Below are 12866 nucleotides of genomic sequence, written 5' to 3'. Positions count from 1 at the left end.
ATCAATAAATTTAAATTGACTGTAGATCAAAATAAATTTTCATAAAATCAACTTTCATTTGATCCTAATAAAATCAAAAAACATAATAAGAAATATCAAAATATACTTGTCTCTTACTATACATTACAAATATACTACCAATGAAATCAATACTTTATAGTACAAAAAACAACTTAATATAGAATTTGTTCTACAAAATCTAAATGACTTTATAGACTTTACTTCATACAAAAAAAGCGAGGAAATTATAAACCCCGCTTTTTTTAATATTTATGCCAACAAAATAATAGTGTCTATGAAACTACGCAGTTTCATCATGATATAACTGAAAAATCTTTATAAGTGCGGCTAAGTTGTCCACTTCTAATTTTTCAAAAATTCTGTTTTTGTAAGTGCTAACAGTAGTTTTCTTTATTTTCAACAATTCTAGTATTTCTAAATTTCCATATCCTTTAACAAACAAACGAGCTACTTCCATCTCCCTGTTTGATAATACTTCTAATGGATTGGTTGGTTTTTTTGAAATATAGGAGTCTAGTATTTTATCTTTTATGTTCTGAGTAATGTATTTTCCAGAAGAAAGCATTGAGTTTATTGCTAATTTCATTTCATCTTCTGAACTTTCTTTGGTTAAATAACCTGATGCACCAGCATTTAGATATCTCATCGCATAGATACTTTCTTCTAGTGCAGAAAATATCAATATTTTTACATCTGGCTGAATTGCTTTAATCTCTGCCAAAATATTTATACTATTACCATCTGGAAAATTCACATCTAAAATCAATAAATCGATTTTAACTTCTTTTAAAATTTTAAACGTATCGTTAAAAGTTGCTGCCTTGTAAACCACTGCACTCAAGAACAGCTCTTTAAGAATCATCCCAACTCCCTGACGCACTACAACATGGTCGTCGGCAATTAAAAAACTATAGCTATTTGATGCATTCATTGCCTATAAATTAAATTATTTCAAACCTGTTTATATACAGAGTTCATTTCTTTTGCACTTTAAACTGGACTTAATATCAAATTAAATACAACTTTTGTGCCTTTTCCTTCTTCGCTTTCAATATTAATTTCACCATCAAATAATTCAACTATTTCTTTGCATAGGTTTAGTCCTAAACCAACTCCTAAATCATTCATTTTATTTGAAACAGCTCCTTGATAATATAACTCAAATATATTCTTCAAATCATTTTCAGGAATACCAACTCCACTATCCTGAATTTCTATTTTTAAATTATGCTCATAATCTGAGTTTTTCTCAAGATCAAGACTAATTGATATGAGCCCATTTTCTGTAAATTTATTTGCATTCCCAACTATATTATAAAAGAGTTGATGAATCTTTGTTGCATCAGAGTAAATTTCATAATCGGAATTTAAATTAGAACTTACTTCTATTTTATTTCCTTTACTTTCTACCAATGAAGCCAAAGAATTTATGATCTGATCTATTTCAGTTTTTAAATAAAAATTTTTATTCTTTAACTCAAGTTCATGATTTTCCTCTTTAGAATACTCCAAAATTTGATTTGACAGCAACAACAAAGAATTAGTTGTAAATTGGATAGATTTAAAAGTTTCTTTAATTTCAGTATCTTGAATAGAAGAACTGATTTTTTTACTATACATAGAAATTATACTCAAAGGCGACCTAATTTCATGACTAATCATTCCCATAATTCTATTTTTAAAGCTTAAACTTTGGCGAATCTGATTCTGAGCCGTAGTCAGTCTTTTCTCGTATTCAAAAGCCATTCTGGTAAAACTAAATAGAATGATAGATATAATTAACATTACTATTATTAGCACCAATAATGTGTAATTCCTAACTGTTATATTTGATTTGTATTGATTTTCTAATTTTTTTTGAGAATCGGCCTGAAGCGCATTAATAGGTTGGCTATAACTAGGTAATACTGTAGCACTAAGATCTAATAATTTATTATTAAGTTCCGTTAGTTTTAAATCCTGATTTCTTAATTTTGAAAATGATTTTTTTAAATTATCAAATTGTTTTTCATAGTATTTATTAGTAGTCAAAAAAACATTTTTTATTTGATCTTCAATACTTCCTGATACAAGTTTATCATTGTACTTCATAGTCACAATAATTTTTAACTGTTCTTTTTGTATTTCCGTTTTTCCTGCAAGAGCATCACCTAATCGAGAAAAAAGACCTTTTTTGGATACGCTGTCAATTTTCACATAAGAATCAGTTTTTATGCTGTCTAGGATTTTTTTGTACTCAAATTTTTTAAAATCTAATAAATTTGAAATTTCCTTATTATTAGGTTCTGTTTGTAAATTAATGATAGAGTCAATAGTCGATTTAAGAGCCAAAATACCCAACTCTGATTTACTTTTCTCTAATAAAACTTTTTTTAACTCTGTGTTATTTTCAGTAGCATTATTTAACTTATTTACCAATTCACCCGTCTCAATTAATGAAGCTGAATATTTTTTCAACGAAGCTTCATCTTTGTTACTTATATAATGGTTGTAATGTTTTTGAGAATTAATAAATGAATCATTAATCTCATTGGTAAGTTCTTTTAGATTCCCTAAATTACTTATCGAATCAAAAAATTTAGACATTTTAGTCTCATTCGTCGATTCATTATGCCAAATTATAACTGCCATAACTTGTAAAAAAATAACAAATGCCAGTAAAGTATAATGAATTACTTTTCTATGTTCAAATTTTAGTTTTGTAAAACTAAATCTATCGCTTATCAAATTCTTTTCAATCAAAATATATATATTTATTAAGATAAAAAATGAGTCAAAAAATAATAACTCATAATAACTGTTTCTAATATAGGTATTTGATGTAGTATCATGTACTACAATTTAAAATAGATATTGCTTTTTTTAAATATTAAATTATGACCTACAATTAAAATAAAACAAGCTTAATTGAGAGCCTTATTTTTGTACAAAAATTAATATTAAACTAAAACCAGAACTACTATTTAAAAGAGATTTGGGGGAAGGTCTTTTAACTAAATCAAAAAATAAAAATGTTTATACAATTTACATATTTTAATTATTATTTTTTAGAAATAAATTTTCTTTTTTATGAAAGAATATTATGCAAAAATAACCTGCTAAAATTTATCATTATGTAGAACATCAGATAATCATACTCTAGAACTTATTCTACAATTCATCATTTTTTTTTATGCAAAAATAAGAATAAGATTGCAATTTAAAATAAAAAAAACTATCCCTAGAAATTTTACAAAAACTTTTATATAAAAAACTTAATTTTTCTTAAATTATTTAATTAATTAAAATAATTTTAAGAGAATAATAATGGTTACATCAAAAATAAAATTAGCTATTGTAACTCGATAATTTTATTTAGCAATTGTTAATCAAGCTAATTTACTTTAAAAATCCCAAATAAAACTTAATATATATGCCTGATTTTGGTATATATACTCGTTTAAGGTATTTTTGCCAAAACGAAAAAAAACTGGTGATGATAATAAGAAAAGCAACTATAAAGGACTCTAACGATATTGCAACATATTTACTATTGGCAATGGAAGATATAGTATATAAATTTATCGGCGAAGAAAACCATAATAAAGCTAAAGAGTTTTTACTACATTTTATAGAAAAAGAAAACAATCAATATTCTTATCAAAATTGCTTTGTTGTAGAAGATGATAATGAAATTATTGCTGCTGTAAATATATATGATGGAGCAAAATTACATCTCTTGAGAGAACCTATAGCACAATACGTTAGAACTCATTATAATAAACAGTTTAATCCAGAAGACGAAACACAAAAAGGAGAATTTTATATTGACACTCTAGGGGTTAATCCTAAATGTCAAGGAAAAGGTATTGGTTCAAAACTATTACAGTTTTTGATAGACGAGTATGTAACAAAAAAACAAAAAACATTAGGTTTGCTTGTAGATGAAGGAAATCCAAATGCTAAAAAATTATATCTAAAATTAGGATTTAAACCCGTTGGAAATAAAACATTAGTTGGGAAAACTTTAGAACATCTTCAAATAAAAGCATAAAACCTTCTTTTATGCTTTTATTTTTATTCGTAATTGTTAATTGTTAAGGTTTTATATTATGCATTTGGATAACTCCTTTGTCATATTATTAATTATTTCCTTCTTAATTCTTCATTAATTTTCAAATATTATTACATAAATATTACAATTCTATTATTGGTTTTACGAAATTTCAAGCTAAACTATTTTACTGTATTTAACTCACAAAAAATATAAATTGTAAATAAAATAGTATATTAGCGTCATAAAATATAAAACATTAATTACAAATTATTCATAACCTAAGCAAAAATAATTATTTTCCAACAAAGTTAAAGAGCTCGAAAATAATAATAACTTTCTTAAGTAAAAACGTTTATTGATTCATAAAACTAGTTTAGAGATTATTCTCTTTGTTATAGGTTTGTGAATTTTGCAAAGCATCATTAACAAAAGCATTGAGAATAATTCCATATAGCTTGAATCTTTTGCGTTAGAATAATTTTTTAATTATAAAATTTGTGATTATGAAAAAAACGCTATTATTTTTCACTGCATTAATGGTTCTTATATCCATTAATTCTTGCTCTAAATCAGACAATTTAGACAACATAAATACAACACAAGCCGATAAGAAAAAACTTATTCTTAAAAAATTTGAAGAATTAGGTTTAGATCCAGCAAAAGTTTTTTTTTCTGATACAATCGATAGTAGTAATGCCATTCAAGTTGAATCTCTGAAAGATTTAGAAAGTGTAATGGCTCATGAAATATATTTAGAAAAAAATAAAGAAATTATAGACAACATTAATCCAAATGGATTCTCTGATATGCAAAAAAAGTTTTAAACGCTGATTACTATACCAATAGCTTTGGACCTGATTATTATGATGGCTAACTATGAAATTACCCCTTTTCAAACTGAAGTTGCTATTCCTCAGTTATTCAGTCTTTTCAAACGTAATATGTCTTTATTTATTTGGTATCAATATGATCGATTTGAGTTACAAAAATGAATAGTTCAAATTAACCAATCCAATTTATTTTATAAGATATTTTCTGAAGTTATTATTCTTACCTATTCATTATAAGTAAATTAACATTTATTTCTCAAAATAAAGTACTACATTTGTTGCCTCAAAACAAATAATACCACATTACAATAAGGACTTTACTATTCCTTATTTTTAAGAAATAAGATTGAAATTTACTTTTAAAAACAGCCTTTCCGGGCGTAACTTCTTTATTTTAGGGATTGTTTTTGTGTCCCTTACCATGTTTTCTATTTACATATTAAGCGGCTTAATAACGCAAATATCCGAAAAATCAAATTCGACTAATTCACTGCGCAGTTTTTTCAAAAAAAAGGAAGTTTTAGCACTCGAATTTTCTCGTTTTCTAGAAGTTGAAAAAGAAATAACTCAGATTATTGAAATTAGTACTCCTGATAACCTATCGGATAATTTAAGAGTTTTAAGTACTATACATGCCAATCAAAATCTTGTTAAAAACAATTGGTTCCAGATAAATAGTGGCAAAATAGAATTAAGAACGTCTAATGATAAAGCTCATTTTACAGCAGGTATAAACGATTTTATTGCCAAGAATGGCGATAAAGACAGGCTCAACACTATTATTAAAGATGGTAAAAATATCTTTTGGCGCATTTATTTTAAGTCTAAAACTAAAAATGGCGAAGTAGTACGCTATGGTTATGATATTGATTTAAAAGCATTACGATTATATTTTTCTACTGTAGATCAATTGGCTGAAAATTATGCTTTTGTATTTGATAAAGAAGGAACTATACTTTATCATCCCGAAATTAAATTTATAAAACAGAATGTTTTTAAAATAACAAATATCGTTCCGACAGATACAATATTTGTTACCAAAAAGGGCTTTTCTAAAAGAATAGCTCTTTCAGAATATTTAAAATTAGATATCGTTAGGTACACACAGCGGCTAAATGTAAATGGTACTAACTGGTACGTATGTGTCAATTTTCCAGAGAATATATCAAACGAAGATGTAGATGATATTAAAAAATATGCGTCATTAATTTACTTTATAACGACAGCAATCTTACTCGTGTTCTTTTATTTGTTTGCCATTTTTACACGCAAAAGTTTTCAGGAAAAAGAAGACTTAGCACAAGAAAAGAATAAATTAAGTTTAGAAAATGAAAAGATAAAGAAAGAAAAAGCATTGATACAATTGCATCAATTAAAGGAGCAGATAAATCCTCATTTTTTATTCAATTCCCTGAATTCACTTTATATGCTTATCGAAAGTAACACTGGTGTAGCACGCAAGTTTACTTTAAATCTTTCTAAAATTTATCGGTATTTAATTAATCCACCTGAGCAAAATATTGTAACACTTAAAGAGGAACTCCTTTTTATAGAAAAATACATTTTTTTACAACAAACCCGATTTAAAGAGGAATTCGATTTTAAAATTACGGTAGAAGATAATAGTGCTTTATCTAAGAAAGTTCCTTATTTAGCCTTCCAGATTGCGATAGAAAACGCTATAAAACACAATATCGCATCTGATGAAAATCCGTTAAAAATTACAATTATAATTCAAAAAAATAAGGTAGTTATTACTAATAATTTAAACGAAAAGCAAAACTTCGGAAAGGAATCAAAATTTGGTCATAAGTACTTAAAGAGTATTTATAACTACTATTCTAAAACTGATTTTGAAGCATTTAAAACTGATGAATTTTTTGTCTGTATTTTACCCTTAATTGAATAAAAAAAGCATTCACTCCCGAAAAAAAGCCACTCACTCCGTTTTTGTTTTTTTTAACGTAACGGATACAATATTTTAGGCGAAAAATTAACCTAAACTTAACTTCAAATGAGGGAAAAGGCATTATTGAAAAAATTAAAAAACACATTAATACTTCTATTATTGATTAATAGTAGTACAATTATTGCGCAGAAAAAAGACAAAAAAAGTAGAAAAGACAAAACGGAACAAGTTAAAGATTCTACAAGCAACAAAAAGGGAAAAAAATATAATGATCTTATAAAAGACGGTACTGTTAAAAAAGGATTATTTAATATAATACAAGTTAAAACAGATCTTTATCTTGAAATAAATGATTCTCTTTTTCAAAGAGAATTTCTTGTGGTTAATAAAATTTCAAATGTCCCAATGCAAGTTAATGAGGCTGGACTAAACAAAGGGATGAATTATGAGAATAAAATCATCACTTTCCATAAAGATTTAGTTGCCAAAAAAGTATGGGTAAAATCATCGGTTCCTAGTGTTTCTTCTCCAAAAGGAGATGCAATAACAGCTTCTGTAAATAATAATTTTTCAGAATCTATTATAGAGGTTTTTGACATCGAGACAAAAAATAATGATTCAACTTCGGTTGTAATTAAGGTGAATAAAGTTTTTGACGGAAAACAAAAAAGCTTCAATGATGTTTTAAGTAACATTGGTTTTGGAGGTTCTGTAAAATCGGAACTATCTTATATAGAGTTTGCAAAATCGTTTCCTAAAAATATAGTAGTTAAATCGCAGCTTACAACATCCGTGAGCGAAGGTGGCCCTGCCCTATCAGTTACACTTGGTGTTACTAGTAATATCATTTTATTAGACAAGGTGCCTATGCAACCTCGTTTCTCAGATAAACGTATTGGCTATTTTACCGAAAAGCACTGGTATTTTAGCGACGAGCAACATGCTATGCGTGAAAAAGAACTAATCACACGTTGGAGATTAGAACCTAAAAAAGAAGATATCGAAAAATACCGTAGAGGAGAATTGGTAGAACCAAAAAAGCCTATCGTTTATTATATTGATCCATCTACACCTAAACAATGGCGCTCTTATATTATAGAAGGAGTTCGTGACTGGCAAGTAGCTTTTGAAAAAGCTGGATTTAAAAATGCTGTTATTGCAAAAGAGCCTACTGAAGAAGATACTGACTTTGATATAGATGATGTACGTTACTCAGTAATTACTTATGTAGCTTCTCCTAAATCGAATGCTATGGGACCTGCAGTTGTTGACCCTAGAAGTGGTGAAATAATCGAATCAGATATTATATGGTGGCATAACGTTATGACATCTTTACACAGCTGGATGCGTATTCAAACTGGTGTAATTGATCCTAAAGCAAGAGGAAATAAATTTAGCGACGAACATATGGGAGAGGCTATCCGATTTGTGTCTTCTCATGAAGTAGGACATACTTTTGGTTTAAAACACAATATGGGTTCTTCATTTGCTTATGATGTTGAATCTCTTCGTTCTAAAGATTTTACAGCAAAAATGGGTGGAACTGCTCCATCAATCATGGATTATGCCCGTTACAATTATATTGCTCAACCAGAAGATCATGTAGAGGCTATCACACCAAAAATTGGACAATATGATAAATATGCTATCGAATGGGGATACAGATGGTATGGTGACGAAAAAGAAGAGCATACAGCTTTAAATAGCTTAATTTCAAAACATAAAGATGATCCAATTTATTTTTATGGAGAGCAACAAGATGAAATAATTGATCCACGTTCTCAATCTGAAGATTTAGGTAATGATGCAATGAAAGCTAGTGAATACGGGCTTAAAAACTTAAAACGTGTTGTAAATAATATCCTTGATTGGACTTATGATAAAGACGAATCGTATTACGAAACTGGTAAACTTTATATCGGTACTATTGGTCAATGGCAACTTTATAACAGACATGTATTAAGTAATCTTGGAGGTATTTATCTTAACACTACAGTACATGGTGATAATAAAGCAAGTTATGTAGCTGTTCCTGCCGAAATCCAAAAAAGAGCTGTAGCCTATTTATTAAAAAATAGTATCACTATTCCAGAATGGTTGTTTTTTAATCCAATATTAGATAAAACAAATGCATTAAAAGATTCTCCAGTTGGACCTTATGAATATACACCTTATACCCTAGCGAGAGAATTACAATACAGTATTTTATATAGCATGCTTAGTGATGATCGTTTACTAAGAATGACCGAAAATGAATTATACCAACGTAATGGAACTAAAGAAAATGTGTTTACAGTAACACAATTATTTAGAACAATGCGTCAAAATATTTTTGCTTCTACAATTCAAAATAAGTCATTAACAATTATGGAGCGCATGACACAAAAGAATTATATCGATGTGCTTATCGTTTCTACAAACAAGCTTTTTGAAAAAACAGACGGAAAAAAAATTATTGAAATACAAGAAAATCTAAACATTCCTCATTTATGTAATCAACTAGAGGAATCAAGAATGGCACGTAATATCAATCAATCATCTCTTAAAAGAGTTTCAGAAGTTACATCTGATAAAAAAGGAGAATTAAAACAAGTATTACAATTATTGAGAACTAAGAAAAATATTGGAAATCAAGAAACACAAAACCATTATTTTGATTTGATTCAACGAATAGAAAGAGCTTTAAATACCACATTATAAAACTTTTATCCTAATTAAACCAGAAATGAAAAAATTAATTTACATCTTGAGCCTATTCCTGACAGTTGTCGGGTATGCTCAAGAAACTCGAACGATTACAGGAAAGGTAATTGATTACCAAGACAAACTGCCTATACCTGGGGCAACAGTTTATGTTGAAAATAGCTCAGTATCTAACAGTACAAACCAAAAAGGTGTTATAGAAAGCGCTAGTATTGGAACTGTTACTGATTTTGATGGTAATTTCGAATTGAAAATAGACAAGAGTACAACTAGTATACGTGTAACCTACATGGGGTACCAATCGTACACTATCAACATTACATCTCAAAATAGCTATAGCATTTCTTTAAAAGCAGATCTTAGCGAACTTAAAGAAGTTGTTGTAACGGGGTACCAAAAAATTGAAAAAAGAAAATTGACTTCGGCTGTAGCCAAAGTTAATATGGCCGACATTCAACAAGCGGGTGTAGCAAGTTTAGATCAACTGTTAATCGGTCAAGTTGCAGGTGTTGCCGTTACTCAAACAACAGGAGCTCCGGGTGCTATTGCAAAAATTAGAGTTCGTGGTACTGCATCGCTATCAGGTTCACAAGATCCATTATGGGTATTAGATGGTTTACCATTAGAGAGCAATGATGTTCCTAAGAACTTTGACAAAGATAATATCGATGAATTAAATAACTTTTCTATTGCAGGATTAAACCCTGACGATATCAAGGATATTACAATCTTAAAAGATGCCGCTGCTACTGCAATTTATGGAGCTAGAGCTGCAAATGGAGTAATTGTTGTTACTACCAAAAAAGGTAAAAAAGGAAGCATGAAAGTAAACTTTACTGCTAATACTTTTGTTACTCAAAAACCTGACTTTTCAAAATTAAATCTTTTAAATGCTTCTCAAAAAGTAGATCTAGAATTAGGATTAGCTAGTCGATCTGACTTAACTTATAGAGACGGTGGCGGTGAAATTTCTCGTATACTAAATCAGTCTAATGAATTAGGGGCTTATAGAACGGGAGGTTTTTCGGCATTGTCATCAGACACACAAAATTCTATTAATAATTTAAGAAACAACAATACTAATTGGGGTAATTTATTATACCAAACAGCTATAAATACGCAATATGGCTTGAGTTTTTCTGGTGGTGGTGAAAAATCTGATTATTACTTCTCTTTAGGGGCTTATAATGAAGAAGGTGCTACAATAGGAACTGGTTACGATAGATATAACATTACTTTAAAAAACAACTTTGAAGTTACTGATAAATTAAATATTGGTATTGGATTATTTGGTTCTGAAAGTAAAACAAAATCATACATAACAGATACAGATGGTTTTACAAATCCATCAAATTATTCAAGAACAGTAAACCCTTATTTAACTCCTTTTAATCCTGATGGAAGTTATAACTATGATAAAGATATTAGCGGTTATTCTGATACTTACATCCCTTTTAACTTTATAGAAGAAAGAGAAAACTCCTCTTACGAATTAAAAAACAGAGCGATTAAAGCTATTCTTGATATCGATTACAGAATTACAAAAGGCTTAAAGGCAAGTACCCAAATTGGTTTACAATTTGACAATACTTCAAGTGAAAAATATGCGGGTAAAGACACTTATTTTACAAGAAAAGAAAGAGAAAAAACACGTAGATTTAATAATGGTAAGCCAAGTTATTTTCTTCCAGAAGGTGGAATAATTCAAAATAACAATACCGATTTTTTCCAATACAACTGGAAAACGATGTTAAACTATTCAACTGTTATCAATGAGAAACATGAGTTGGAAGTAATGGCAGGAAGTGAATTGAGAAGAAATTACAATACTAGTATTGCAACCAAAGCATTTGGTTACGATCCAAAAACATTAACTTCAATTCAAATCATTTTCCCAAGCGCCGATCTTGCAGATGATGCTGCTTATAGAGCCTACAAAAAGTCTGAGAATGAAAATGCATTTGCATCGTTTTTCGCAACAGCATCTTACACCTATGATAGAAAATATACTTTCTTCGGTAGTGTACGTTATGATGGTTCTGATTTATTTGGTGTAGATCCAAAATACAAATACTTGCCACTTTGGGCAGCTTCTGCTTCTTGGTTAGTATCTGAAGAAGATTTCTTAAAAGGCAACGAAACAGTATCTAACTTAAGATTGCGTGCTTCTTATGGATTACAAGGGAACATAGACAAAGGAACTTCACCATTTGTAGTGGGAGAATACGGTAATGTAAGTCTTTTACCAGGACAATCCGAACCTACTATTACTATATTAAGTCCTCCAAATGATAAACTAAGATGGGAAAAAACAGAAAACACCAACTTTGGTATGGACTTAGGTTTATTCAATAACCGTATTAGTATCGTTACTGATATGTATGGAAGAAAAAGTAGCGATTTAATTGGTGTTCAATCACTTGCTGTTGAAAACGGATTTGAGTTCACTACCTTAAACTGGGCACAAGTATCTAATAAAGGATTTGAGATTGCATTAGCAACAAAAAATATTGATCGTCCAAATTTTAAATGGACAACTAATATTAATTTCTCACACAATAAGAGCCATGTTGATCGTGTGCAAATAAGAGAAAATGAACTTACTCCATCACTAGAAGGATACCCTGTAAGAGCGGTATTTGCTTTAAAAACAAATGGAGTTGACGAAAATGGATATCCATTGTTTGTAAATAAAAAAGGAGAAACAGTTGATACCCAAACCTTCTTTCAATTATACGATGCTTTAGCTGATATTATACCTGGAGAATTCACACAATCAAAACTCAATACTAAAGAGATAAGAGATTTATTTACTTATGCTGGAGATTTAGACCCTAAGTTTACTGGTGGTTTAACCAATACTTTCAAAATTCATGATTTTGATATTACAGTTGCTACCACTTTTAATATTAAGCAAACAGTTGTGGAAACACCTCCGTACAATGGTGCAATGGTAGATCGTGGACAAAACTTTACTACAGATATTCTTAATGCATGGTCACCTACTAATACAGGATCAAACTTACCAGGAATTGTAGGAAAAGATTCTGGTACAGGCGACTCTTGGATGGCTTACAAATGGTATGCTGGAGCAAATCCAATAAATACCAATAAATACTTAGACACTTGGGTACATGAAATGAGTTATATGAGATTAAGTAGTTTACGTTTTGGATATACTTTGCCTAAAAAAGCAGTAGAAAAAATGTTTTTTGATAGCCTCAGATTCAGTATTGAAGGAAGAAACTTATTTGTAATTAGCTCTGATTACAAAGGATATTTTGATCCTGAGTCTTATGGAAATATCTACGCTCAGCCTATTCCTAAATCATTAACATTAGGATGTAACATAACTTTTTAATTAATT

General features: G+C 29.1%; 7 protein-coding genes. 5 read left to right on the top strand and 2 right to left on the bottom strand.

Features of this window, described 5'->3' with window-relative positions:
• Positions 1-301: 301 nt before the first annotated feature.
• Both OIU80_RS14900 and OIU80_RS14895 read right to left on the bottom strand, forming a co-directional pair.
• Complete coding sequence (locus tag OIU80_RS14900; protein WP_264287783.1) at positions 302-952, bottom strand: response regulator transcription factor; 651 nt, start codon at positions 950-952, stop codon at positions 302-304.
• Between the two features lie 59 nt (positions 953-1011).
• A complete protein-coding gene (locus OIU80_RS14895) occupies positions 1012-2652 on the bottom strand; it encodes a sensor histidine kinase (RefSeq protein WP_264287782.1) in 1641 nt (546 codons plus the stop codon).
• 844 nt (positions 2653-3496) lie between these two features.
• On the opposite strand from OIU80_RS14895, the gene OIU80_RS14890 reads away from it, so the two are divergent.
• The 5 genes from OIU80_RS14890 (at position 3497) to OIU80_RS14870 (ending at position 12860) form a co-directional block, all read left to right on the top strand.
• Positions 3497-4054: a GNAT family N-acetyltransferase gene (locus OIU80_RS14890; protein ID WP_264287781.1), complete on the top strand. Its 558-nt coding sequence runs from the start codon at positions 3497-3499 to the stop codon at positions 4052-4054.
• A 506-nt stretch (positions 4055-4560) separates the two neighbouring features.
• Positions 4561-4881, top strand: coding sequence for a hypothetical protein (locus tag OIU80_RS14885; RefSeq protein WP_264287780.1), 321 nt, complete (start codon positions 4561-4563; stop codon positions 4879-4881).
• 427 nt (positions 4882-5308) lie between these two features.
• Positions 5309-6796 carry a sensor histidine kinase gene (locus OIU80_RS14880; RefSeq protein ID WP_264287779.1) on the top strand — a complete coding sequence of 496 codons (1488 nt, stop codon included), beginning with the start codon at positions 5309-5311 and terminating at the stop codon, positions 6794-6796.
• 105 nt (positions 6797-6901) lie between these two features.
• Complete coding sequence (locus OIU80_RS14875; protein WP_264287778.1) at positions 6902-9496, top strand: zinc-dependent metalloprotease; 2595 nt, start codon at positions 6902-6904, stop codon at positions 9494-9496.
• A gap of 25 nt (positions 9497-9521) precedes the next feature.
• Positions 9522-12860 carry a SusC/RagA family TonB-linked outer membrane protein gene (locus OIU80_RS14870; RefSeq protein ID WP_264287777.1) on the top strand — a complete coding sequence of 1113 codons (3339 nt, stop codon included), beginning with the start codon at positions 9522-9524 and terminating at the stop codon, positions 12858-12860.
• The last annotated feature ends 6 nt before the right edge of the window (positions 12861-12866 follow it).

This window comes from Flavobacterium frigoritolerans, assembly GCF_025847275.1.
Lineage (GTDB): Bacteria > Bacteroidota > Bacteroidia > Flavobacteriales > Flavobacteriaceae > Flavobacterium > Flavobacterium frigoritolerans.
This window is presented reverse-complemented; position numbering and strand designations above follow the sequence as displayed.

Coding starts and splice junctions, on each gene's coding strand:
- OIU80_RS14880 (WP_264287779.1), top strand. CDS start 5,309: ATGTTTTCTATTTACATATTAAGCGGCTTAATAACGCAAATATCCGAA.
- OIU80_RS14900 (WP_264287783.1), bottom strand. CDS start 952: ATGAATGCATCAAATAGCTATAGTTTTTTAATTGCCGACGACCATGTT.
- OIU80_RS14895 (WP_264287782.1), bottom strand. CDS start 2,652: ATGGCAGTTATAATTTGGCATAATGAATCGACGAATGAGACTAAAATG.
- OIU80_RS14870 (WP_264287777.1), top strand. CDS start 9,522: ATGAAAAAATTAATTTACATCTTGAGCCTATTCCTGACAGTTGTCGGG.
- OIU80_RS14890 (WP_264287781.1), top strand. CDS start 3,497: ATGATAATAAGAAAAGCAACTATAAAGGACTCTAACGATATTGCAACA.
- OIU80_RS14875 (WP_264287778.1), top strand. CDS start 6,902: ATGAGGGAAAAGGCATTATTGAAAAAATTAAAAAACACATTAATACTT.
- OIU80_RS14885 (WP_264287780.1), top strand. CDS start 4,561: ATGAAAAAAACGCTATTATTTTTCACTGCATTAATGGTTCTTATATCC.